18 protein-coding genes and 4 pseudogenes are annotated in these 24,388 nt (G+C 71.4%); 13 read left to right on the top strand and 9 right to left on the bottom strand.

What is annotated here, in order from left to right; all coding sequences use genetic code 11:
* The first annotated feature begins 88 nt into the window (after positions 1-88).
* Positions 89-2,713 (top strand): tetratricopeptide repeat protein, encoded by a 2,625-nt coding sequence (locus OHA86_RS19385; RefSeq protein ID WP_329177046.1) that lies wholly within the window; start codon positions 89-91, stop codon positions 2,711-2,713.
* Between the two features lie 66 nt (positions 2,714-2,779).
* Here the strand turns inward: OHA86_RS19385 and OHA86_RS19390 are convergent.
* A pseudogene (locus OHA86_RS19390) lies at positions 2,780-3,025 on the bottom strand (LLM class flavin-dependent oxidoreductase); the annotation flags it as partial.
* Between the two features lie 106 nt (positions 3,026-3,131).
* Between OHA86_RS19390 and OHA86_RS19395 the strand changes: the two are divergent.
* The 4 genes and pseudogenes from OHA86_RS19395 (at position 3,132) to OHA86_RS19410 (ending at position 5,389) form a co-directional block, all read left to right on the top strand.
* A complete protein-coding gene (locus OHA86_RS19395; protein WP_329177048.1) occupies positions 3,132-3,437 on the top strand; it encodes a hypothetical protein in 306 nt (101 codons plus the stop codon).
* 43 nt (positions 3,438-3,480) lie between these two features.
* Positions 3,481-4,659, top strand: coding sequence for a hypothetical protein (locus OHA86_RS19400; RefSeq protein ID WP_329177049.1), 1,179 nt, complete (start codon positions 3,481-3,483; stop codon positions 4,657-4,659).
* 83 nt (positions 4,660-4,742) lie between these two features.
* A pseudogene (locus tag OHA86_RS19405) lies at positions 4,743-4,991 on the top strand (hypothetical protein).
* Entirely contained in the window at positions 4,988-5,389 is a 402-nt protein-coding gene (locus OHA86_RS19410; protein ID WP_329177050.1) for a DNA-binding protein, read from the top strand. Before OHA86_RS19405 ends, OHA86_RS19410 begins: the two are co-directional and overlap by 4 nt.
* Before the next feature lie 22 nt (positions 5,390-5,411).
* On the opposite strand, the pseudogene OHA86_RS19415 reads toward OHA86_RS19410, so the two are convergent.
* The 3 genes and pseudogenes from OHA86_RS19415 to OHA86_RS36110 all read right to left on the bottom strand — a co-directional run.
* Positions 5,412-5,654, bottom strand: a pseudogene (locus OHA86_RS19415) (LLM class flavin-dependent oxidoreductase); the annotation flags it as partial.
* Positions 5,655-5,820: 166 nt separating this feature from the next.
* Complete coding sequence (locus OHA86_RS19420) at positions 5,821-8,643, bottom strand: PKD domain-containing protein (RefSeq protein WP_329177052.1); 2,823 nt, start codon at positions 8,641-8,643, stop codon at positions 5,821-5,823.
* 174 nt (positions 8,644-8,817) lie between these two features.
* Positions 8,818-8,901, bottom strand: a pseudogene (locus OHA86_RS36110) (LLM class flavin-dependent oxidoreductase); the annotation flags it as partial.
* Between the two features lie 376 nt (positions 8,902-9,277).
* Between OHA86_RS36110 and OHA86_RS19425 the strand changes: the two are divergent.
* Positions 9,278-10,750, top strand: a complete 1,473-nt coding sequence (locus OHA86_RS19425; RefSeq protein WP_329177053.1) for a phenylacetate--CoA ligase family protein — start codon at positions 9,278-9,280, stop codon at positions 10,748-10,750.
* Positions 10,747-11,775: a hypothetical protein gene (locus OHA86_RS19430; protein WP_329177054.1), complete on the top strand. Its 1,029-nt coding sequence runs from the start codon at positions 10,747-10,749 to the stop codon at positions 11,773-11,775. Before OHA86_RS19425 ends, OHA86_RS19430 begins: the two co-directional genes overlap by 4 nt.
* A gap of 137 nt (positions 11,776-11,912) precedes the next feature.
* Here OHA86_RS19430 and OHA86_RS19435 read toward each other — a convergent pair whose 3' ends face one another.
* The gene (locus tag OHA86_RS19435; RefSeq protein WP_329177055.1) at positions 11,913-12,800 is read right to left on the bottom strand and encodes a DUF72 domain-containing protein; all 888 of its coding nucleotides are present in this window, start codon (positions 12,798-12,800) and stop codon (positions 11,913-11,915) included.
* 265 nt (positions 12,801-13,065) lie between these two features.
* Here OHA86_RS19435 and OHA86_RS19440 point away from each other — a divergent pair, with 265 nt between their 5' ends.
* Positions 13,066-14,871, top strand: a complete 1,806-nt coding sequence (locus OHA86_RS19440; RefSeq protein WP_329177057.1) for a RecQ family ATP-dependent DNA helicase — start codon at positions 13,066-13,068, stop codon at positions 14,869-14,871.
* A gap of 61 nt (positions 14,872-14,932) precedes the next feature.
* Here OHA86_RS19440 and OHA86_RS19445 read toward each other — a convergent pair whose 3' ends face one another.
* From OHA86_RS19445 to OHA86_RS19455, 3 genes are read right to left on the bottom strand one after another with little or no spacing between them, the layout of a single operon-like run.
* Positions 14,933-15,928, bottom strand: coding sequence for a MerR family transcriptional regulator (locus OHA86_RS19445; protein WP_329177059.1), 996 nt, complete (start codon positions 15,926-15,928; stop codon positions 14,933-14,935).
* Positions 15,929-15,982: 54 nt separating this feature from the next.
* The gene (locus tag OHA86_RS19450) at positions 15,983-16,876 is read right to left on the bottom strand and encodes a metal-dependent hydrolase (protein WP_329177061.1); all 894 of its coding nucleotides are present in this window, start codon (positions 16,874-16,876) and stop codon (positions 15,983-15,985) included.
* Positions 16,877-16,931: 55 nt separating this feature from the next.
* A complete protein-coding gene (locus OHA86_RS19455; protein ID WP_329177063.1) occupies positions 16,932-18,839 on the bottom strand; it encodes an SDR family oxidoreductase in 1,908 nt (635 codons plus the stop codon).
* A 290-nt stretch (positions 18,840-19,129) separates the two neighbouring features.
* Between OHA86_RS19455 and OHA86_RS19460 the strand changes: the two genes are divergently transcribed.
* From OHA86_RS19460 to OHA86_RS19480, 5 genes are all read left to right on the top strand, one after another.
* Complete coding sequence (locus OHA86_RS19460) at positions 19,130-20,113, top strand: ABC transporter ATP-binding protein (protein WP_329177064.1); 984 nt, start codon at positions 19,130-19,132, stop codon at positions 20,111-20,113.
* On the top strand, positions 20,100-21,047 hold the full coding sequence (locus OHA86_RS19465) for an ABC transporter permease subunit (RefSeq protein ID WP_443071771.1): 948 nt from the start codon (positions 20,100-20,102) through the stop codon (positions 21,045-21,047). The genes OHA86_RS19460 and OHA86_RS19465 overlap by 14 nt, the downstream gene beginning before the upstream one ends.
* Positions 21,044-21,961 (top strand): ABC transporter ATP-binding protein, encoded by a 918-nt coding sequence (locus OHA86_RS19470; protein WP_329177066.1) that lies wholly within the window; start codon positions 21,044-21,046, stop codon positions 21,959-21,961. The genes OHA86_RS19465 and OHA86_RS19470 overlap by 4 nt, the downstream gene beginning before the upstream one ends.
* A 13-nt stretch (positions 21,962-21,974) precedes the next feature.
* The gene (locus OHA86_RS19475) at positions 21,975-22,757 is read left to right on the top strand and encodes an ABC transporter permease (protein WP_329177067.1); all 783 of its coding nucleotides are present in this window, start codon (positions 21,975-21,977) and stop codon (positions 22,755-22,757) included.
* A gap of 77 nt (positions 22,758-22,834) precedes the next feature.
* Positions 22,835-23,548, top strand: a complete 714-nt coding sequence (locus OHA86_RS19480; RefSeq protein WP_329177068.1) for a rhomboid-like protein — start codon at positions 22,835-22,837, stop codon at positions 23,546-23,548.
* A 1-nt stretch (position 23,549) separates the two neighbouring features.
* Here OHA86_RS19480 and OHA86_RS19485 read toward each other — a convergent pair whose 3' ends face one another.
* Positions 23,550-24,377, bottom strand: coding sequence for an HAD family hydrolase (locus OHA86_RS19485; RefSeq protein ID WP_329177069.1), 828 nt, complete (start codon positions 24,375-24,377; stop codon positions 23,550-23,552).
* Positions 24,378-24,388 lie beyond the last annotated feature (11 nt).

Genomic DNA, 24,388 nt, shown 5'->3' on the forward strand with positions numbered 1-24,388 from the left:
ACGGCGGGTTTCCGGCAACGCGCGAGGGTGGGCAGGAAGCGCTAATAGTCTGGTCAACCGCGGTGAGCCGAGTTTTCCGGAGGCGTGTGTGGGCGGAACCCGATTACCGGGGACGGAGGACCTGGCGGAGCGGCTGCTGGCCGAAGTGTCGCACCTCTACGTAGTGGCGGGCAGCCCTCCTCGGGAGGCGCTGGTGAGGCGGTGCACCGAGGCGCTCGGCGATCGAGTCAGTTTGTCCACGGTGAATCCCTGGCTGCTCGGGCACAGCCTGCCCAAGTCCGGCTCGCCGGTCTTCCTCACGCTCGTGGGCGTGCTGCAGCAGATGGCCGCTGAGCGGGGCGCGCAGGTCACCAAGCGCAGCGAGGGCGCGTGGAGCCAACTGCTGAGGAATGCCAACGATCAGCGGGCGGCCGAGAAGCGCGGCGGTCGGCCCCGGAAGAAACCACCCGGCGCGCCCAGGAAGCCGGTGAGCCCACGGACGCTGCCCGCAGACATCGCGGACTTCACTGGGCGCGATGCCCAGGTAAGCGAACTCCTCGGTTTGCTCGAGCCGGATGCTCCGGCGGAGGTTGTGCTCGTCGCCGCCGGTATGGCGGGTGTCGGCAAGACCACGCTGGCAGTTCACGTCGCCGACCGGGCCCGCCGGGCGGGCTGGTTTTCCGGCGGGGTGCTGTTCGTCGACCTCCTCGGCTTCAGCCCGGATGCCTCGCTCGACGCCGCTGGGGCCGCTGCGGTCTTGCTGCGCGATCTGGGTCGACGTGCGGCGCCGCCGCCGGCGGGGGAGCGGGCCGGGGCTTTGCGCTCCCTGCTCGCCGGACGGCCGCCGGTGCTGATGGTGCTGGACAACGCCGTGTCCGCGAAACAGCTGACAGGACTGGTACCTCATCCTCCGCACCGGCTGCTCGTCACGTCCCGCGACACGCTTTCGGCACTCCCGTCGGCCCGTGTCGTCCGGCTGGACTCGCTGTCCGAGCAGGAGTCGGTCCTGATGCTGGATCGGGCACTGCGCCAGGCGTGCCCCGACGACGACCGGGTGACGGCCGAGCCCGGCGCCGCCCGCCGGATCGCTGAGCTGTGCGGTTTCCTGCCTCTGGCGCTGCGCATCACCGCCGCACAACTGCGCGACGACCCCTACCATTCACTCGCCGACCAGGCCGAGGCCCTCTCCCAGGCGCACGCCCGGCTCGGCCTGCTCAGCTATGACGACGTGGATGCCGACGGCCGTCCGCTTGCCGTGCGCGCCGCGTTCGACCTGTCCTTCGACCGGCTCGCCGACGCATCCCAACGCGCTTTCCGGCTGATCGGCGCCCTGCCCGGACCGGACATCGGCCAGGAAACGGCCGCCGTCGGTCTCGACCGCAGCGCCCAGGACACCTACCGCCTGCTGGCCGACCTGGTCCGGCGCCACCTGCTGCGCAGACGGCCGGACAGCCGCTGGGACACACACGACCTCCTGCGCCTGTACGCGGCCGAACAGGTGGCACCCGGAGAGTACGAGGCCGCTCTGGACCGGATGCTGCACCACTACAGGCGGCGCGTCCCGGCGACCTGCCGCAGCGTCTCCCGGGACACGGGCCGCGCGAAGGACCGGCGTCAGGCCGTCGAGTGGCTGGACACCGAACACCGCGCTGTCGCCGCGGCTGTCGTGGCAGCCTGCGAACACGGCCGGCGTCGCGAAGCGGTGCACCTGGCCAACGACATGTCGACGTACTGGGAGTTCCGCAGGCTCGGCCGGGAGTGGACCGCCGCCGCCGAAGCGACCCTGGAGGCGGCACACAACCTGAGCGCGTACGAGTTCGCCATGGCGTCCTCGAACCTCGGCAACGCCTATCGGGCGGATGATCGGTCCGCCAAGGCGCTGCCCCACCTGGAACGCGCGGCGCTGCTCGCACCGAACGAGCTCGTCCGGGGCAAGGCGCTGCACAACCTGGGACTCGTCCAGTTCCAGCTGGGCCGGTACCACGACGCCGCGTCCAACCACCGGGCCGACTTGGACATCTGCCGCTCCCAAGGAGACGAGCTGGGAGCGGCCCAGGCGCTCGTCGCCCTAGGCGACGCACAGCGCAAGCTCGGTCGGCACTCCGAGGCCGCCGACACATTGGTGACGGCGCTCTCTGTGCTGAGCACCAGCCGCCACGGTGCCCGCGGCAGCCGCACCGACACACAGCAGAACGCGCACGTGAACCTCGCGCTCACCCTCATGGACTGGAACGCGGTGACCTACGGAAACTGCGGTATTTGGCACTTGTGCCATGCCCTGCGGATCGCCCTCGAACGCGGGAACCGGGTCAGCCAGCTCATCATCCTGACCAATCTCGCCGTTCTCTATCTCGCCGTCTGTCCCAAGTGCTATGCCGAACCGGCCCTGGACTGCGCGATCCGCGCGCTCGCCCTGTCCGAAGACGGCGGCGACCCCGTCGTCGCGGCCGGTGCTCTGCTCGCTCTGGGCCGTGCCCACCTCGTCCAGGGAGACACGGCAGCAGGTACCGCGGCGCTGCGGCAGGCACAGGAGGCGTACGCGGCCCAGGGCCGGCCCGAGGCAACCAAGATCCCGTCGCTTCTCCAGGAGACCGCAACCGAGCACATCACAGGCTGCCGGGGCGCGGGTGTCACCCTATGGGAACGCACCCTGCACGAATCGGTCCTGGACGGCCAATACGACGAACTGGAGCGCATCACCTTCTACGGGTTCCGGTACGTGGTGTGGCATTAGGTTGCTCCGTGCGGATCATCTGATCGTCGGTCCGGGTGTGCCCAGATGACGAATAGTCCCAGGTCAGACCGTGATGCGTGAACGCGGCTTGACTGATGTCACGAGCGTCCCGACGCGGATGCGGGAGGTGGCCGCGGCGGCCGCCGTCAGCGTCGGCACCGCCCCGAACCACGTCCGGTCCCGGAACGTCCGCCACGACAGGTGGTCATAGGTGTAGGCGGCATGGAAACCGAGGTCCTCGGCCCGCCGCCACACCTCCCGCCCCTGCTCGTGCCAGCGGTGGATCGACAGAATCACGGTGCTCAGACGCATGGGGACGACCTTACGGGCGCAGGCGCCGCACTGGCGAAAGGCCATCATTGGGGGAAGCAGACCACGGAACGCGCACCTGCTCGCTACCGTAGTGAAGGTGAGCACAATGAGCGTCGCCGAACTGGACGCGCTGATCGAGGAAGCAACGGTTGACACGTACGACGAGATCGAAACGGTCAACGGCTTCCTGGCCGTCATCGACGAACACTTGGCGCTTCCGTTCTCCACGACCGTCCTGGGCGTTGAGGTGACCGTGGTCGAGATCGACCTCACGAACGACCACCGGGTGATCGCTCGTTGCGTCCGGGAGGAGTTCCGGCAGGACATCGGCTTGGCTGAACTGCCCCTGCCGGAACCGCATCCGGACGGGGCGCACTGGGTCGAGGCGTACCGGCGCTGGGCCGGATGCTGAGGAAGCGGACCCGGACGAGAACCGAAGCGCATCGGAGCACGACATGAACACCTTCCCAGGTCTCGCCCATGCCCTGCGGCGCAGCGCTGAGCTGAAGGAAGAGCTCGTCGCGTTCGGGGAGGGCCGCGCCTTCGAGCGTTTCCTCGACCCGCTCTTGGCGGACGCCGGCGGCCCTGAAGGCGCGTTGGACGAGGCGACCGCGATCAACGTCATCGACCACTTCCTGCTGCAGTACCGCCTGCCTGATGGCAGCACGGTCGCCGACCGCTTCGTCACTCGGCGAACGGCTCTGTCCGAAGCCGACCGGCAGATGGTCCTGGCCTGGCGCGATCCAGTGGAGGGGCTCTTCGAGGTACGAGGCAAGGACGGCGAGTGTCTGCGCCTGCTCAATCTGCTGGACGACCTGGAGTACCGGACGTACGCCAACGCCGGTCGATCGGTCTTCCGGAGCGTCACCGTAGGAGGCTTCCTGGGCGCCCGACTGGTCGCCCTGCCGACGGCACCCGGCGCATGGCTCGTCTCCGGTGTGATGTCCTCCTACCGCCGGGCCGCCGCGCCGGAGATCGCCGCTGCGGCCCTCGATCTGGCCACCAGCCAACCCGACCTGGTCTTCCGCAATCCGGAGAAGGTGGAGCAGGGATGGCGCTCGATGCGGGAGGACCGGGTCGCGTTCGCCGAGTTCTTCGGCAGCGACGAACTGATCCTCGCCCCCGAGGAAACCGAGGACCGCATCAATGCCTACTACCGCCACAGGCGGGAGGTTGCCGCCGGGCAACGGCCCAGCCCCACCCGAGGCAAGCGGCGCCCCGCCCCGGACCTGCCCCTCTTCACGTTGCCGCCCGAACTGGCGGACTCGGACACCGTGGGTGTCATCTACGACCAGGTCGACGGGCTCAACTTCTACGCGGACTACGGGGCGCTGCTGGATCTGTTCGCCAACCCCGACCTCGCGGGCCGCAAGCACCATCAGGACCTGCTCCGCACGTACTTGCGCGAGGAGACGATCACGCCGCTGCCCATCCGCCGTCTGACCGCCGTACACCCGCAAAACGTCGACACGGTGTTCCGCAGACTCCTTCGGCAGCCCGGATTCACCTGGAGCGAGCACGGCGACGCCCTGCTGCGCCGACGCAAACCCTGGTACTACGAGAGCGAGCCGCGCCCTGGAGTCTCCGTTATCGGTGACCGGCTCAGTGAGCTGCTCCGCGTCCGGCCGCGCTGAGCGCATGCCGGTAGCTTCACAGGCTGCACACCCGGCGACCGAGAAGAAGCCCGCCTACCTGCATACTGCGGTATGCTCGCCGTATGGCTGACACGACCCGGATCACGGTCACGCTGCCGACCGAGCAGGTGGCAGAGCTGAAGAAACTCACGGACAACGTCTCCGGCTACGTGGCCGAAGCAGTCGCCCGTCAGATCAGGCATTAACTGCTCGGGGCCGACCTGCGGAGCTATGAGGACGAGCACGGATCCTTCAGCGAAGAGGAACTAGCGGAGGCCCGAGCCCGTATCACGGGAGCGACGCAGACCACGGGCGGCGCGAGCGCCGCGTGAGTCAGCACATCGAATCCGTGGTTCTGGACAGCGAGGGCCTGTCCGCCGGGGTCGCCCAGGACCGGAAGGTCCTCGGCCTGCTGAAGGTCTTCCACGAGATGGGCGCGGATCTAATCATCAGCGCGAACACCATCGTGGAGGTCAGCCACTCCCGCGTGGACATGCCGCGGCTCCAGTGGACACTGTCCCGGGTCAAGGTGGAGCCGGTCACTGAGCAGGCCGCCAAGGAAGCGGCGCGGCTGCTCAAGGCAGCAGGTCTGCACGGGCACAAGTACGCCATCGAAACGACCGTCGCGGAGGTGGCGCTACGGCAGACCGGACCTGTGGTCCTCCTGGCGTCGGACATCGACGACATGGCCCGACTGTGCGGCAAGCGGATCGGGCTCATCAGCCTCTGAGCCGCAGAACCGCAGGTCAGCTCGTGATGCATGAACGAGGCTTGACTGACGTCACCAGTGTCCCGACGCGGATGCGGGAGGTGGCCGCGGCGGCCGCAGTCAGCGTCGGCACGGCCCCGAACCACGTCCGGTCCCTGAACGTCCGCCACGACAGGTGGTCGTAGGTGTAGGCGGCATGGAAGCCGAGGTCCTCGGCCCGCCGCCACACCTCCCGCCCCTGCTCGTGCCAGCGGTGGATCGGCAGGATCACAGTGCTCAGGCACATGGGCCCGAGCGTACGCGAGGGGACCCGCGGAGCCGGGGGCCTGGGCGGCGGGTCCGCGGGTCCGGCGGCGGCGCGATGGCCGAAACCCCGTCCGGGGGCGTTCGGACGGGGCTTCGGCGGGGCTGCAGCGGGTGGAACGGGTGGAAGCCTAGAGGGAGGAGAGGAATCAGAACTGGGAGCGGGTGTAGAAGCCTTCGATGTCGGCGACCAGGTCGATGGTCCCGGCGTGGTTGTAGAGGGTGATGTAGCCGGCTGAGCTGACCCGTACCAGGGCCAGGTTCGGCACGATCGCCCCCTGCGCGACGTTGAGGCTGGAGGAGACCGGCCGGGCCGAACCGGGCATGTACGCCGTCACGTAGGTGCCGGCAGTGGCGTTGGTGCCGGTGAGGTTGATCAGCACGAAGGCGGCGTTGGCCGGCACCCCGCCCTGCCCGGCGACCTTGACCGTGAGCTCGCCGCCCGGACCGACCTTCGCGACCGGCGCGCCCGTCACGTAGCGGGTGTCGAGCAGCCGGTGGGGAGCGAGGGCGACGTACGAGCCGTTGCCGGTGGGTATGTCCGGGGGACCGAACATACCCACCAGGTCCACCACCAGGTCGGTGCTGCCGGCGTGGTTGAAGAAGGTCACCTGGTGGTGGCTGTTCGGCTGGACGACGACCAGGTTGGAGACGGTCTCGCCGGAGCCGAGGTTGAGGTCGGAGACGTCCGGCCGTGAGCTGCCGGTGGTGTAGGAGCTGACGTAGGTGTTGGCGGTCGTGTCGGTCGCGGTGACATGGAGCAGCACGGCGGACTCGCCGTTGACGTTCTTCGAGAGATCGAGGGTGAGCGTCCGGCCCGACCCCACCTTGGCCTTGGCCGCGCCGGAACGGGTGTCGAGCACCCGGACCGGGTCGGCGACGTCGAGGTAGCCCGCGCCGGGTGTGGTGCCGTCGGTGGTGTAGTAGCCCTGGACGTCCGCGAGCAGGTTGACGGAGCCTGCCGAGGCGATCAGATTCACCGTCCCGTCCGGGCCCAGCGGCACGGTGACCAGGTTCTGGGTGATCTGCCCGGCCTTGTAGTTGAGGTTGGAGGTGCCCGGCGCCTTGCCGCCGTCTCCCCCCGGGTAGACGGTGATGCTCCCGGCGTTCGCGGCACCGGTCTCGGTGACGTTGAGGACCACGGCCGTGGTCCCGTCCCGGGGGACACCGCCCGCGCCCGCGACCTGCAGCGTCAGAACGTGCCCGGCGGACAGGGCGGCCTTGGGCGCGCCGACACCGGACCGGGTGTCCAGGATCCGGGTCTTCGTGACCGGAACGAGCAGGCCGCCGACGCTGACCTGTTTGCTGACCGTGGCCGTCCGGCCGCCGGCATCGCTCAGCGTGCCGATGACGGTGTACGTCCCCGGCTTCTGGTAGTCGTGCTGGATCGTGCCGAGGACCTGGGTTTCCGTCGTTCCGTCACCGAAGTCAAGCTTCCCCGCGGTGACCGGCCAGGGGTCGGTGTGGCCGTCGAAGGTCGTCTGGACGTGCAGCGGCTCGTCCGTGATCCCGGATTCGACCAGGAGGTAGGGAGTCAACGGCCCAGGCGGGTTGACGGTGACCGTCGTCGTCGAGGACCGGGTGACACCGGACGCCGTGGTAGCCGTCAGCGTCACCGTGTACGTCCCCGTCGCCGTGTAGGCGTGCTGCGCGGTAGGGGTGGTGGCGGGTTGCTCGACGCTGCCGTCACCGAAGTCGAAGCTGTAGGTGGCGGTGTCGTTCCAGGGGTTGTTCACCTGCGTCGTGAAGGTGAACGGCGCCAGGGCCGGTGCCTTCGTGACGTCGCTGTTCAACCCGTTGAGGCCGAAGGGGTCCTGGTACTCGTAGGCACCCCGGTCGACGTAGCCGCCGTCGCCGGTGCCGCTGTTGTCGACCAGCGGGTCGTCGACCCGGGGACGGCCCTGGAAGTCGGTGGTCAGTTCGCCGATCGCGCCGGCGTCCGCCGAGTCGATGGCCGGGGACCGGCTGGTGGGGAACATGCTGGCGCCGGGATCGGTGTTCAGCTCGTGCCGGCCCTGGTCCGTGCCGGTGAGCAGGCTCGCGGCGTCGGCGTATTGCGTGCCCGCCCAGGAGTACGGCTGCGCTGTCCCGTACGGGTGGACGATGTCGTAGGCGAGGGTCGAGCCGACGGCCGATCCGGCGGAGACGGAGACCTCCGGCTGGTCCTGGGCGGTGCACGCCGGTGTGGCCGTGGTGGCCGAGCCGAGGACGTCGTCGTAGGCGATGATGTTGTTCTCGACGGCCGCGTGCGAGGAGGATCCGTCGAGTACGAGGCCGCTCCTGCAGTTCAGGCTGATGGTGTTGCCGGTCACCACGGTGTCCGGTGCGTCGACGGCGACGATTCCGCGGCCGTGGTTGTACTGGACCACGTTCGCGGTGACGATCGTTCCGGTCACTCCTGGGCCCAGGGAGACGCCCGCGGCGGGGAACTCGCGGATCATGTTCCGGGAGAGGGTGACGCCTGCCGACGCGCCCTCGATCGTTATGCCGTTGTCCGTCGGTGCGTACCCGGTCGTGGCCGTCGCCTTCTCGAACATGTTGTTGTCGAGGGTGACCGCGGTGGAGTCGGTCAGTACCGCGCCCTGGCGGTCTCCCCTGAAGATGAACCCCCGGACCACCACATCGTGCACGTGATCGCCCGTCAGCCCGGTCGCGGTGGTGCTGGTGACCACCGGATAGGCGCCGCTGACGGCGCGGCTGACGTTGCCCTGGAGAGTGATCGGCGCACCCGGCTCTCCCGACCGGGGCAGCACGATCGGGCCCGTGTAGCTGCTGCTCGCGGCCACGGCGACGGTCTGCCCGGGCTGTGCCGCGTCCACGGCGGGCTGGATCGTGCAGAACGGACGCGCCTGCGTGCCGCGGTCCTCGGCCGTGTCGGAGCAGGTGGACACCCGGTTCACGTACAGCGTGCTGCCGTCGGCCGATGCGGCGGCGGACGAGGCGAGGGAGAGGGAGCCTCCGACCAGCGCCAAGGGAACGAGCGGTATGAGTAGGCGCCTGGAGCGCACGTGTTCTTCCTCGGTGTGTAGGGGTGAGGCAGGCTCTGCGTGGGTACGGGCACGGCCCTGGCGGACGTCCGGACGGGACCCCGTCACGTGTCCGGGCTCAGCGGCGCTGCGGGGTCATTCCACGGTCGTGTTGTCACCGGCCCCGAACCACGTCCGGTCCCGGAAGGTCCGCCATGACAGGTGGTCATAAGTGTAGGCGGTATGAAAGCCCAGCTGAGCGGCAGGCGGGGTCGGTGTCGGTGGTGGCCGGCTCCCGGGGGTGGCGGGGGATGGCGTGTGCCGGAGGGGAAGCGCGGATTTACGGCAGCGATTCGCCGACAAATATGGGTATGTGACGGCGCCTCATTCCCTATCCGTGAGTCCGTTCGATTACTTAGACTGCGGCTGCCCTGCTGGTCGAGGTGACCGGGAGGGCCGCCATCACGGGCGGGCGCGGCCTGATCGGCCGTTGCCGCAGGAGGGAGGTCCGATCATGGTCAAGCACTACCTCAAGTACGCACTGAGCACGTTGACCGCCGCCATGTTCCTGCACATGGCCTGAACGAACGGTCCCGGCCTGGGCCGGGTGAGCACTCCGGCCCAGGCCTCAGGAGGACCCATGTTCGGCACCGCCCTGAGTCAGCTCCGCTACGGCATGGCGATCCTGCTCAACCGGGAGATCCGGCCGCAGGACCTCGAACGGATCGCGCGCGACCTGGTCGCCACCCTCGCCGAGTTCGGCGAACCCGGTGCCGACTCGTCCCTGCTGCCCGGACAGGCCGGCCAGCTGGACCCCGAGGTGCGGCGTACCGTCACCCGCAGGAGCCTGCAGGCGACCGCGCGGGCCGCCGCCCGGCACACCGCCTACTACCACCGGGTCTTCGCCGACCTGGCCATCGACCCCGGCCGGCTCGACACCGACACCTGGTCGCAGGTGCCCATCACCCCGAAGAAGGCCCTGCGCGGCATGCCCGCCGCGTTCGTCTCGGCCGCCGTCCCGCCCGCGCTCATGGCGCTGACCACCGGGACCAGCGGCACGCCCACCGCGGTGTGGTTCTCGCGGGCGGAGCTGGAGACGACGATCGCCCTGAGCACCATCTCGGCGGCCCTGACGCTGGGCCTGCGCCCCCGGCACACCGTGGCCTACGCGGGCTGCTCCCGGGCCACCCTCCCGCTGCTGACCGCCGAGGAGTCGGCCACCCGGGTCGGCGCCTCGTTCGTCCAGTTCGGGACGATCGACCCCGCGCTCGCGCTGGACCGCCTCGCCGCGCCGCTCGGACTGCCCGGCAAGGCGCCGCAGATCACCCATCTCAGCGCGTCCGCGTCCTATCTCTCCGCGCTCGTCGAGGCGGCCGAGCGGGGCGGGTGGCGGGCCGCCGACTTCGGCCTCGAAAGCATCGGGGTGGGCGGCGAGGTGCTCTCCGACCCGCTGCGCGAGCGGGCCGAGGCGGCGTTCGGCGCCCCGGTGTCCACCTCCTACCTGATGACGGAGACGCTGCCGTCGGGCGGCACGCCCTGCTCGCAGGGACATCTGCACCACACCACCGAGTTCGGGTACCTGGAGGTGCTCGACCCGCAGACCTGGGAGCCGGCCGGGCCCGGCCGCGTCGGCATGGTCGTCCACACGCCCTTCGTGCCCTACCGGCAGTGCACCCTCCTGCTGCGGTACGCCACGGGTGACCTGGTCCGGCTGCCGGCCGGGGAAGCCGCCACCTGCGAATGGGCGCACCTGCCGGCCACGTCCGCCGTCCTGGGCCGCTGGACCGGCCCGCTCAGCGCGGCGGTGCCGACCAGGAGCGTCCTCGACCTGATCGAGGCCGAGCCGGACGTACCGCTGCCGGCGAGATACGCGCTGACCGAGGAGCCGGACGGGAAAGCCCTGCTGCACGTGCTGGTCCGCTCGCTGCCCGCGTCGAGGCTGCGGGCCGGTCTGGAGCAGCGGGCCGCGGACGCGGGGCTGCCGCTGGCGGGCATCGTGCTCTACGACGACCGTTCGCTCATGCCGCCGACCGGGGCGCTGCGCGCGGACCTGCACGAACGGAACTTCGAGTCGGTCCGCCCGGCCGGCGCACGTACCGGGAGCGGCGCGTGAACGGGATCGCGATGGTCGCGCTGAGCTGCTGCGTGGCACTGCTCATGGCCGGGGCGGGCCTGTATCTGGCCCGGGTGCGGATGCCCAGGCCGCCGGTGGGCGTCTACGCCTCCGCCGACATCGCCGTGCTGTGCGTCGGCGTCGTGCTGGCCCCGCTGATCTACCTCGCCCTGCCGGGCGCGGTCGACTCGGCGCTCTTCGGCCTGGTGCTCTGCCTGGCCGTGCAGTTCACGCTGGCGCCGGTCTGCCCGAGCCGCTGGGCCTGGTGCCTGGCCCTCGCGGCGACCGGCACCACCGTCGCCTTCGCCGTCGGCGGCAGCGATGTCGGGGTACGTGCCTGCACCGATGTGCTGCTCGCCGCCGCCGTGGTCGGCGTGACCAATCTCTGGGCGCAGAGCGGCATGCGGTCGTCCCATGTGGCCGCGCTCGCGGGAGCGCTGACCTGCTACGACCTGGTGGCGACCACGCTGACGCAGGTCACCGAGCACTTCGTCACCCAGGTGCGGGGGCGGCCCTTCGCGCCGCTTCTCGCGCTGACCGGCGGCCACGAGCCGGTGGCGGTCGGCCTCGGGGACCTGCTGCTGCTCGTCCTCTTCCCCCTGGTGGCGGCCAAGGCCTACGGTCGGGCGGCGGCTTTCACAGCGGCGGCGGTCGGGGTGGCCGTGACCAGCGTGATCAGCGTGCTCTTCGCCGCCGGGGTGCTGACGTCCGGATTCCCGCTGCTGACTGCGCTGGGTCCGCTGATCGTGGCGCAGCACCTCGTGTGGTCCCGCCGTACGGGCGGCGAGCGCAGCACCGTCGCCTGGCGGGACGGCGCCCCGCCGACCGCCTCGCGCCGCTCCCCGGAGCCGGACACCCGGGTGAGCGCGGCCCTGGCGCTCACTTTCCCCGAGGATCTGCCCGAGGGCACCTGGTGCGCCGTTCACGACGGGCGCATCGCCGGCACGGCGGCGTCCCCGGGCCGCGCGCACCATGAGGCCCGCCGTCACGGAGCGACCGCCGACACCGTGGTCCGCCAGGTCTGACGCGCGGTCCGTGCCTGACGTCCGCTCAGGCCCGACGTGCGGTCCGTGCGTGAATCCGCCAGGTCTGACGTGCGGTCCGTGGCTGAGTCCGTCAGGCCCGATGCGCGGTCCGTGACTGAACGTTCGCTCAGGTCAGGTCAGGTCAGAGCCGGTGCCGGGAGGCCGAGCAGGTCACGCATCGACTGCGCGGCGCGGACGGCGGCGTCGGCGCAGCAGTTGTTGAAAAGGACGTGGACCTCTTCCGCCTGCTCGGCCATCGCGCGGATGCGGGACGTCCACTCGGACAGTTCCCCGGGCGTGTAGGAGTGGCGGAACCTCTCCTCCTTGGTGCCCGTGCCCCAGGCGGTGCTGCGGCCGTGGAAGCGCACCACCGCGAGCCGCGGTGAGGTGACCCGCGCGACCGGGGGTACGGAGGTGGGAAGCGTCTGCACCATGTCGACGGCCACGGCGGCGGTGTCCAACTCCGTCAGCAGCGCGGTCGTCGCGGCGATGTGCTCGGCACGCCACCAGCCGGGGTGCCGGAATTCCACGGCCACCGGCCACCCGGCGGCGCGCTCGCGGCACTCGCGCAGGAAGGCCGCCGCCGACCTCCCCGGTGCGAGCTGCCGCGGGAACTGGAAGAGCAGACTTCCCAGGCGGCCGGCCTGGCGCAGCGGTTCGAGGGCCCCGCTGAACCGGTCCCATACGTCGTCGAGCAGACCGGGATCGGTTCCGGCCGGGCCGCGTCGGCGGGCGAGGGCCGGTCGCAGGTCGGCGGGCAGCGCGTTCGGCTGCGTCGGGTGCCCGGTCAGCAGTGAGAAGGCCTTCACATCGAAGTGGAAGCCCTCGGGGGTGCGCTCGGCCCACAGCAGGCTGTTGCGCGTGCTGGGCAGGCCGTAGTAGGTGGCGTCCACCTCCACCACCGGGAATTGCGAGGCGTAGTGCCGCAACCTGCCCTCCGCGTCGCGGTGGCCCGCCGGATACCACCCGCTGGCGACCAGCGCCTTGTCCGTCCACGAGCACGTGCCGACCCGGATCTCTGCCATTCCGCCCGCCTTCCCCCGCGTGACGGTGCCAACGCCCGCGTCCTTCACGGCAGTACGCGCGGCGGCGTTCCGTTCGCGCCGGCTCAGGACGTCGTCGGCGGGAACAGGGACGGGGTCGCGAAGGCGACGGCACGTCGGGACGTCGGGACGTCGGGACGTCGCGCCCGGCTCCGCGGGTGGCGGCGACTCGCGAGGCGATATCCGGGCGAGCCGGGGTAGCCGTCCGGTGCACAGCAGTTCGATGCCCGGACCACCGAGGAGAAGCATGTTCGCACTCACGTCCCGTCGGCTGCGCGGCACCGCGCGCCGGGTCTTCGGCTGGGAACACCTGCGTCCGGCTCAACTCACCGCGATGAAAGCGGTGATGAAGCGCCGCGACGTGATCGCCGTGATGCCGACCGGGGCGGGGAAGTCCGCGATCTACCAGGTGCCTGCGGCGCTGCTCGGCGGGCCCGTCGTGGTGGTCTCGCCGCTGATCGCCCTCCAGCGCGACCAGATGCAGAGCCTGCTCGGGTCCGGCGCCCTGCGCGCCGCCGCGGTCAACTCGGCGCAGCGCCGCAGCGACAACGAGAACGCCTGGGACCGGATCAGCGCCTCCTCGGTCGACGTGGTCTTCCTCGCTCCCGAGCAGCTGGCCAAGGGCGATGTGCTCGACCGGCTCGCCGCCGTGCAGCCCCGGCTGCTCGTGGTGGACGAAGCGCACTGCGTGTCGTCCTGGGGCCACGACTTCCGCCCGGACTATCTGCGGCTGCGCCACGCCCGCGAACGGCTGGGCAATCCGCCGGTGCTGGCGCTGACCGCGAACGCGGCGGCCCCGGTGCGCCGCGACATCGCCGAACGCCTCGGCATGAACGACCTGGTGGAGATCGTGGCCGGCTTCGACCGGCCGAACATCCAGCTGGAGGTGTCGGCCTTCCAGGACGAGGCGGCCAAGGACCGCTTCGTGGTGGAGCGGGCGGCCGTGGAGGAGAAGCCGGGGATCGTGTACGCGGCGACGCGCCGGGCCGCCGACGCCTGCGCCCGGGAGCTGTCAGAACTCGGTCTTGCGGCGGCGAGTTACCACGCCGGCCGGACGGCCGGCGACCGCGGCGACGTACAGGACCGCTTCCTGGCCGGGGAGTTGGACGTCGTCGTGGCGACCTCGGCCTTCGGGATGGGCATCGACAAGGCGAACGTGCGGTTCGTGCTGCACGCGTCGGTGCCCGGCTCACTTGACGCGTACTACCAGGAGATCGGCCGGGCGGGCCGCGACGGGGCGCCGGCCAGGGCGATCCTGGCGTACCGGCAGAAGGACCTGGGCCTCCAGCGCTTCTTCGCCGCCGGGGCGCCGGACGCGGACTCGCTGCGCCGGGTCGCCGAGCGGCTGCGGGAGGAGGGGGGCGCGATGGGTGCGACGAAGCTGCGGGCGGAGTGCGACCTGAGTGCGACCCGGCTGTCGGCCGTCCTGAACCTGCTGGAGGAGGCGGGAGCGGTACGCACCGGGCGCGAGGGCAGCCGCTGGACCGGCGCGGCCGGCTCCGACGACGACGCCGTGCAGGACGCGCTGGCCGTCGATGCCACGCACCGCAAGCTGGAGCAGTCCCGGGTCGAGATGATGCGCGGCTACGCCGAGACCGTCGACTGCCGGCGCCGCTTCCTGCTCGGCTACTTCGGCGAGACCGTGTCCGCGCCCTGCGGGGCGTGCGACATCTGCACCAGCAGGACGCCCGGCGGGCCGGCCGGCGCTCTCGACGGCCCGGGCGTGCGCGACCGGGCCGCCGACCGCGCGGCGGCGCCCGCGGCCCCGTCCGCGTCCGCGCGCGGGCGCGGCTTCCGGCGCGGCGGCGCTTCCGCCCCCGCCAAGGGGCACGCCTCCACCGGCTCGGGACAGCCCGCGCAGCGCGGTACAGCCGACCACCCCTATCAGCCCGGTGTCCGGGTGCGCCACGAACAGTGGGGCGAGGGCGAGGTGATGAGCGAGGGCGACGGCAAGCTGACCGTGCTGTTCACCTCCGTCGGCTACCGCACCCTGTCGCTGGCCGTCGTGACGGACAAGCACCTGCTCGCCGCGCTGCCCGATCCCACCCGCTGAGACCGCTGGTACGCATGACGCGCGACCGCCGTCGCCGGCCGCGCGACCCTCGCCCGGCCCGTCACCCGCTGTCGCGGTCCGACCGGCCGTCCGCGGCGAGGGCGTCCATGCGGCGGGCGGCGACCTCGCGGTCGGTGGCGGCGGCGACGAAGACCGGGACGTCGGCCGGACCGACCAGCGCGCGCACCGCGGCAACGGTGGCGGCGGGCAGCGCCACCTGCACCGGGGCTTCCGGCGGCCCGGCGGGTGCGGCGGGCGCCGCGGGCTGTGCGGGCGCCGGCGGGCCGGAGCCGGCGGCGGGCGGGACCGCGTCGCCGAGGTGGCGGCGTACGTGCTCGGTGGCCCGCAGCCGCATCGCCCTGGCCAGCTCCGCGTCCACGGTCTGCTGGGCCAGCGGCCGCAACCGGCGGACCAGCGCGGCGGCCTCGGCCGCCTCCGTGTCGTTCGGCGGGCTCTGGAGGAAGCGCTGGAAGACGTACTCGGTGGTGAATTCGAGGAAGCGCTCAGAGATGTGCTCCACCTGCCCCCGCAACTCGCGCAGATGGCCGGTGATCGCGCCCAGCGGCACACCCGCGGCGTGCAACTCCACCGCGACGGCCAGCTCGCTGGGGCTGGGCACCGCGAATTCGTCGTCCCTGCCCGCCACCGGCTCCAGCACCCCGAGTTGCAGGGCGTCCTCCACCGCCGACAGGTCGGCCTCCCCGCCGAAGGCGGCTATCAGCTCCTGGAGGCCGATCCGCACCGGCTGCTCGTCCGACCACGGCCGGTCCACCTCGCCCACCAGGCCGAGCACCCCGCCGAGCCCGGTGCCGGCGTCCCACGCGGCCAGCAACTCCTTGATGCTGGCCAGGGTGTAGCCGCGCTCCAGCAGGTCGGCGATCTGCCGCAGCCGGTCCAGATGCGTGTCGTCGTACACATTGGCCCGGCCGTGCCGCTCCGGCTTCGGCAGCAGCCCGCGGTCGGTGTACGCGCGGATGGTGCGGACCGTGGTCCCGCTGAGCCGGGACAGCTCCTCGATCCGGTACGCGCCCTGCCCGGCGTCGGAGGCGGCGGTCACCTGGTCGCCCTCACTTGCTCGTACTCACGTGCTCGTACTCTCATCCCTCGGTCGTCATGAGGCCGCCGCCCGGCCGGCCGGTCCCGCCGCCGCCCGCGCCGCGGGGGAGAGGGCCAGATACTCCACCGCCCTGCGCAGCGAACCCTCCTGCGACGGATGGTACGACCGGCGCAGATAGCGGGGCATGGCGGAGTGCAGCGATGCCCAGGACGGCACCAGCCCGCGGCGGGCCGCTGCGCGGTGGTCCCTGAACCGGTATCTGCCGCCGGCCAGCTGCGGGTCGTGCCGCAGCAGATACCGGGCGCCGGCCGTCCACAGGTAGAACAGCGTCGGCCAGGCCAGCGCCATCCCCTCCACCCGGCGCAGATAGCGCACCGCACCGCTGCCGCCGGTGTGCTGGTACATGTCGAACGCCACCGACCGGTGCTCGACCTCCTCCGCGCCGTGCCAGCGCAGCAGGTCCAGCATGACCTCGTCGGTACCGGCGCCGTCCAGCGCCCCGGCGTCCAGTATCCAGTCGCCGAGCACCGCGGTGAAGTGCTCGATCGCGGCTATCAGCGACAGCCGGAAACGCAGCCACTCGCGCCGCGATATCGGCGTCCCCCACGGCGGCTTCTCCCCCAGCAGGACGTCGAACATCCACTCCACGTGCCGGGTGTAGGGGCTGGTGTCGAGCTGCTGCTCGGCCAGGTGCTCCAGCACGTACGCGTGCTGCACGCTGTGGGTGGCCTCCTGGCCCATGAAGCCCTTGACGTCCTTGAGCAGCTGCTCGTCGGTGACCAGCGGCAGCGCCTCCTTGAACACCTTGACGAACCACCGCTCACCGGCCGGCAGCAGCAGATGCAGCACATTGATGACGTGCGTCGCGGTCGGCTCGTCCGGAATCCAGTGCAGAGGGGTCTGCTTCCAGTCGAACGTGACCCGGCGCGGCTTGATCGGGTGACTCACGGGCGTGGCCTCCTTACCTGTGGCTGAGGTGGGAACGTGCGGGGCCGGACACCGGCTACAGCGGTGGGTCGATCCGGGCGAACGCCCGCAGTGTGCCGGGGGACAGCCGGGACAGCAGCCGGGCGCCGCGGGCCTCCGGGGTGACCGGGACGACGGCGGTGTCCCGCAGCACCGCCCTGACCACCGCCAGGGCGACCTTCTCCGGCGGGTAGTTGCGCAGCCGGTAGAGCCGGGCGCTCCTGGCACGGCGGCGCGCCTGCTCCTCGTCGCTGACCCCGGTGTGCCGGGCGCTGCCGGTGATCGGGGTGTTCACCAGGCCGGGGCATATCGCGCTCACCCCGATGCCGTGCGGCGCCAGTTCGGCCCGCAGGCATTCACTGAGCATCAGCACGGCGGCCTTCGACGTGCTGTATGCGGGCAGCGCGCGGGACGGCTGGAAGGCCGCCGCCGAGGCGGTGTTGACGATATGGCCGCCCTCGCCGCGCTCGACCAGCTGGCGTCCGTAGAGCCGGCAGCCGTGGATGACGCCCCACAAGTTGACGTCGAGCACCTGCTTCCAGTCCTCGGGTGTGGTGTCGAGGAAGGAGCCCGCCAGGCCGATGCCCGCGTTGTTGACGACGACGTCGGGCACGCCGTAGCGGTCGAAGGTGCGGGCGGCGAGCGCTTCCATCGCCGGGCCGTCGGACACGTCGACGGTCTCGGGCCAGGCCTCCGGCGCGCCGATCCGCAGCGCCAGTTCAGCGGTCTGTGCCGCACCGCTCGCGTCCCGGTCCACGGCCACCAGACGGGCACCCGCCTCGGCGAACGCGAGCGCGGTCGCCTTCCCGATCCCGCTGGCCGCCCCGGTGACGAGCACCAGCTGTCCGCCGAACCGCTCCCGGGCCGCCGGGAGCGCCTTGCCCAGCGCGGACGGCGGCAGCTTCCCCGCCGTCGCCGCCCGCAGCGCACCCGCACCCGCCACTGTCCCGGCGACCGTCCCGGTCAGCCCGGCCGTGGCGGACCCGGCCGCCGAACCACCGCCCGCCCCGCCGACGTCCTCCACCCCGGTGACGAAGTCGGTGATCCAGCGGGCCAGTTGCTGCGGCCGGGAGCGCGGCACCCAGTGCTTGGCCGGCAGGGTGTGCCGGGTCAGCCGCGGCACCCAGTGGTCCAGGTCGTCGTAGAGCCGCTCCGAGAGGAAGGCGTCCCCGGTCGGGGTGATCAGCTGCACGGGCACGTGCGCGTACGGGTCGGTCCGCGGCCGGCCGAGACGCTGCCGCACATTGTCGCGGTAGAGCCAGGCGCCGTGTGCGGCGTCCTGGGGCAGCGAGGCGGTCGGATAGCCGTCGGAGGGCAGCTTCTCGGCCCGGGCCAGCAGTTTGGGCCACTGCCTGCCGAGCACACCGCGCCACGCCATTTCGGGCAGCACGGGGGTGTGCAGCGCGTACACGTACCAGGACTTGGCGCCCTGGCCGAGCACCTGCGCGGCCCGGCGCGGGGTGGGGCGGCGCACCCGTCGTCTGATCCAGTGGCCGAAGTGGTCCAGGCACGGCCCGGAGATCGAGGTGAACGACGCCAGCCGGCCCGTCGTGCCCGGCACGGTGGCGAATTCCCAGCCCTGCACCGAGCCCCAGTCGTGGCCGACCAGGTGGACCGGCCGGTCCGGGCTCACCGCGTCGGCGACCGCGAGGAAGTCCTCGGTCAGCTTCTCCAGTGCGAAGCCGCCTCTGAGCGGCTCCGGGACGCCGGAGCGTCCGTGCCCGCGCACGTCGTAGAGGACGACATGGAAGCGGTCGGCGAGCAGCGCGGCGACGCCCGACCACACCTCTTTGCTGTCCGGATAGCCGTGCAGCAGCAGCACTGTCGGCAGCGCCGCGTCACTGTACTCGGCCACGCACAGCCGGACCCCGTCCGCGCCGGTCACGAACCGCTCGGCCACCCGGTCCGCCCGGTCGGTCCCGCTCGCCTCGTTCGACCTGTCCATCCCGCCCACCCGCCCCTCGCCGGCACTCACCACAAGCTGGCACCACCGCCCAAAGCTGACATCAATCACTGTGACATCGCTCGATGGCACGGTCAAGACCCGGTCACCGGGCCTGTGGAAAACCCCGTTGTCCCCACCGGATGCGGCCCGCGGCGGCAGCTTCCCCTACGGGTGGTCGGCCGCGCACCGCCGAAGGGGAGCGGGCTGTCCGACCTGAGGTCGCAGCGACCCCTACGGGTGGTCAGCCCCCAGGACTACCCGGATCCGGCACTCCGGACGGACGCCATGGCGTGTTCCGGACCACTACGGTTCGGCATGTGACTGTGATCGCTACCGAAAGCCTGAGCAAGCGGTACCCGAGGGTGACCGCTCTTGACCGGCTGTCCGTGGACGTCATCCCCGGTGTGACCGGGCTGGTGGGCGCCAACGGGGCCGGAAAGTCGACCCTGATCAAGATCCTGCTGGGGCTGTCCCCGGCGACCGAGGGTCGTGCCGCCGTGCTCGGACTCGACGTGGCCACCGAGGGCGCGCAGATCCGCAGCCTGGTCGGCTACATGCCCGAGCACGACTGCCTGCCGCCCGACGTGTCGGCGACCGAATTCGTCGTGCACATGGCCAGGATGTCCGGACTGCCGCCCACCGCCGCGCGCGAGCGCACCGCGGACACCCTGCGGCACGTCGGACTCTACGAAGAGCGGTACCGCCCGATGGGCGGTTATTCGACCGGTATGAAACAACGGGTCAAGCTCGCCCAGGCCCTGGTCCACGACCCCAAGCTGGTGCTGCTCGACGAGCCGACCAACGGCCTCGACCCCGCGGGGCGGGACGAGATGCTGGGCCTGATCCGCCGGGTGCACACCGACTTCGGCATCTCGGTGCTGGTCACCTCCCACCTGCTCGGCGAACTGGAGCGCACCAGCGACCACATCGTCGTCATCGACGGCGGCAAGCTGCTGCGGGCGTCCTCCACCAGCGACTTCACCCAGGCCACCGCGTCCCTCGCGGTCGAGGTCACGGACCGTGAGAGCGAGCTGCTCGGCCTGCTGACCGGCGCCGGACTCACCGCCCAGGCCAACGGGCATCTGCTGCTGGTCGACATCGCGGACGACGAGACGTACGACACCGTGCGCGACGCCGTCGCCGGCCTCGGCGTCGGCCTGGTGCGGATGGAGCAGCGCAGGCACCGGATCGCCGAGCTGTTCATCGACGACGACACCACCCACAGCGGGGAAGACGCCCCGAGCAAGGAAGGAGACGGCCGTGACGCAGCCTGACGTTGCCGCCCCCGGCAGCCCCGCCGGCCCCGCCGCGGGCGCCCGCGCCGGTTCACCGCCCGATGTCATCCACAACATCGGCTACCGCAACTACACCGGCCCCCGCCTTGGCCGCGGCTACGCCCGGCTGGCCCTGTTCTCGCAGAGCCTGCGCGGCGCCTACGGACTCGGCCGCAGCGCCAAGTCCAAGGTGCTGCCGATGATCCTGCTCGCCGCGATGTGCGCGCCCGCGCTGATCATGGTCGCGGTGGCGATCTTCGCCGACCGCAGCGACCTGCCGCTCGCCTACACCCGCTACGCGGTCGTCCTGCAGGCGATCATCACCCTCTTCGTCGCCGCCCAGGCGCCCCAGTCGGTCAGCCGCGACCTGCGCTTCAAGACCACCCCGCTGTACTTCTCCCGCCCGATCGAGCGCGTCGACTACGTGGCGGCCAAATACGCGGCTCTCACCGTCGCGGTCTTCCTGCTGACCGCCGTACCGCTCCTCATCCTCTACGTCGGCGCGCTGCTGGCGAAGCTGAGCTTCGCGCACCAGACCGCCGGGTTTGCGAAGGGCCTGGTGTCCGTACTCCTTCTGTCCCTGCTCTTCGCCGGGATAGGCCTGGTCATCGCGGCGGTCACACCGCGCCGCGGCTTCGGGGTGGCGGCGGTCATCGCGCTGTTCGTGATCAGCTACGCGGCCGTGTCCGTCATCCAGGCGGTGGCCGCCGACCAGGAGAAATACCACGTCATCGGCTGGCTGGGGCTCTTCTCGCCGATCACCTTGATCGACGGTTTCCAGACCTGGTTCCTCGGCGCGAAGTCCGCCTTCCCGCACGGGTCGGGACCTGCGAACGCCGGGATCGGCATCCTCTACCTGCTGGTGCTGCTGGCCATCATCTCGGGCACCTTCGGCCTCCTGATGAACCGCTACCGGAAGGTGGGCCTGTCGTGACCACGATCAGCATCGACAACGTCTCGCGCTGGTACGGCAATGTGGTGGCGGTCAACGACATCAGCATGACGATCGGCCCCGGAGTGACCGGCCTGCTCGGCCCCAACGGCGCAGGCAAGTCCACCCTCATCAACATGATGGCCGGCTTCCTCGCGCCCTCCAACGGCAGCGTCACCCTGGACGGCGCCGTCATCTGGCGCAATGAGCAGGCCTACCGCGAGATCGGCATCGTGCCCGAGCGCGAAGCGATGTACGACTTCCTGACCGCACGGGAATTCGTCGTCGCCAACGCCGAGCTGCACGGCCTGCCCGACCCGGAGGCCGCGGCCCAGCGGGCACTGGCCACCGTCGAGATGGAATACGCGCAGGACCGGCGGATCGAGACGTACAGCAAGGGCATGCGGCAGCGCGCGAAGATGGCCTCCGCGCTGGTCCACGAGCCGTCCGTGCTGCTGCTCGACGAGCCCTTCAACGGCATGGACCCGCGGCAGCGGCTGCAGCTGATGGACCTGCTGCGCCGGATGGGCGCGGCGGGCCGCACGGTGCTGTTCTCCTCGCACATCCTGGAGGAGGTCGAACAGCTCGCCCACCACATCGAGGTCGTGGTGGCCGGCCGGCACGCCGCCTCGGGCGACTTCCGCAAGATCCGCCGCCTGATGACGGACCGCCCGCACCGCTATCTCGTACGGTCCAGCGACGACCGGCAGCTCGCGTCCGCGCTGATCGCGCACGCGTCCACCGCCGCGATCGAGCTGGACCTGCGGGAGGACGCCCTGCGCATCCAGGCGGTCGACTTCGCCGGCTTCACCGAATTCCTGCCCCGGATCGCCCGCGACCACGGCATCCGGCTCTTCACGGTCTCGCCGTCCGACGAGTCCCTGGAGAGCGTCTTCTCCTACCTGGTCACGGCGTAAGGAGCCGCGCGACATGTCCGTCACCACCGCCCCGGCCGGCCGCGGCGCCGTCAAGCCGCAGGCCACGGGACCCAGGTTCTACCATCCGACCGTCGCCCGGCTCACCTACCGGGCACTGCTCGGCCGCCGCCGTGCCCTGCTGCTCTTCGCCCTCCCGCTGCTCCTGCTGATCATCGTCAGCGCGGTCCGGCTGCTGGCCGGCCCCGACGACTCCACCGCGGCCGACGTGCTGCAGGGGTTCGGGCTCAGCGCGATGGTGCCGCTGGTCGGCGTCATCGCCGGCACCGGCGCGATCGGCCCGGAGATCGACGACGGGGCGATCGTCTACCTGCTGGCCAAGCCGATCAGACGCGGCACGATCATCTCCACCAAACTGCTGGTCGCGATCGGCGTCACCATGGCTTTCTCCGCGATCCCGACCCTGCTGGCCGGCTACATCCTCAACAGCAACGGCCAGAATGTGGCCGTCGCCTTCGCCATAGGCGCCGCCGTCGCATCCATCGCCTATGCCGCGATCTTCCTGCTGCTCGGTGTGCTCACCCGGCACGCCGTGGTCGTCAGCCTGGTCTACGCGCTGGTCTGGGAGGGCGTGATCGGCAATGTGGTGCCGGGAGCGCGCACCCTGAGCGTCCAGCAGTGGGGGATGGCGGTGGCGCAGAAGCTGGCCCACGGCGACGTGGTCAGCTCCGACGTCGGCCTGACCGCGAGCGTCGTGCTGCTGGTCGTGGCCACGGCCGCGGCCACCTGGTTCGCCGGCCGCAAACTGCGCAGCCTCAAGCTCGCCGGGGAGGAGTGACATCTGCGGCGGTGGTGTGCGGGGCCGCTGACACGGTCGGCGGGCAGCGCACAGCACAGGGGTGAAGACTGGGGGCAATGGCCCAGCAGACGACGCAGGCGGCGCGGACCGTACCCCTTCGGATCCGCGTCGCGGCGCACCGGCTCCGCCGCGTCACCCCGCGCGACGCGTGGCGTTTCGCCGCGCAATGGGTGCGGTCGTCGCCCGGCACCCACACATGGCTGGCGATACTGGCGGTCACCAGCGCCATCACGGCGCTCGCGCCGCCGCACGCCCGCTCGTATCTGCTGCACAGCGTCAGCACCAACCTGGTCGAGCTGCACCATCACCCGATCCGCGTACTGATCGGCAGCGCCTTCTGGATCGAGACACCGTCCGGCTTCGCCTTCTACGCCGTGCTGTTCGAGGTGGTGCACGCCCCCGCGGAGCGCTGGCTCGGCACCTGGCGCTGGCTGTTCACCGCGGCCACCGCGCATATCGGCGCGACACTGCTCAGCCAGAAGGCGGTCTTCTTCGGCATACAGGACGACCGGCTGCCGCACGCCCTGGCGCACTCCGTGGACATCGGGGTGAGCTACGGGCTGGCCGGGATCGTCGGGGTGCTCGCCTACCGGGTGCCCCGGCCGTGGCGCTGGGCGTATCTGGCGGCGGTCCTCGGCTTCTTCGCCGTCCCGGTGATCAACGACGGCACCTACACCGACCTCGGCCACCTGACCGCGGTGCTGATCGGGCTGTGCTGCTACGCGGTCACCCCGGTCACCGCGCCCCGTGGAGATGGGCCGCGGGAGTGAGTCAGAACGGGCCGAAGAGCCGGTCGAGGACCAGCGCGATGCCGTCCTCGTCGTTGGACGCGGTGACCTCGTCGGCGACCTGCTTCAGCTCGGGGTGGGCGTTGGCCATGGCCACGCCGTAACCGGCCCAGGCGAGCATCGGGATGTCGTTGGGCATGTCGCCGAAGGCGATGGTCTCGGCGGCCGGCACCCCGAGCCGCCGGGCGGCCAGCGACAGGCCGGTCGCCTTGCTGAGGCCCAGCGGCAGCAACTCCACGATGCCGGCCCCCGCCATGGTGGCGCCGACCAGGTCGCCGGCCACGTCGCCGGCCGCCAGGGTCAGTTCGTCGTCGGTCAGCTCCGGGTGCTGTATGTAGAGCTTGTTGATCGGCTCGGCCCACAGCTCGTCGGCGCCGCCGATGTGGATGACCGGCAGCTCGGGGTTGTAGACGTACCCCGGGCCGATCAGCACATCGCCGCTGAGCCCGTCCCGGCTGGCGGCCACCGCCAGCGGCCCGACCTCGGCCTCGATCTTGGCCAGCGCCAGGGCGGCGAGCTGCCGGTCCAGCGTGACCGAGGTCAGCAGCCGCCCGGCCGCCGCGTCGTAGACCTGGGCGCCCTGCCCGCAGACGGCCAGGCCCGTATAGCCCAGGTCGTCCAGCACATGGCGGGTCCACGGCACCGAGCGGCCGGTGACGACGATGTGCGCGGCCCCCTTCGCGGCGACCGCGGCGAGCACGTCACGGGAGCCCTGCGAGACGGTGGCGTCGCTGCGCAGCAGCGTGCCGTCCAGATCGGTGGCGACCAGCCGGTAGGGCAGCGTGTGCGGCTGCCGCGACGGGTCCGCCAACGCTCCGGCGC

It is taken from the genome of Streptomyces sp. NBC_01477, assembly GCF_036227245.1.
In the GTDB taxonomy this organism is placed as follows: Bacteria; Actinomycetota; Actinomycetes; order Streptomycetales; family Streptomycetaceae; genus Actinacidiphila.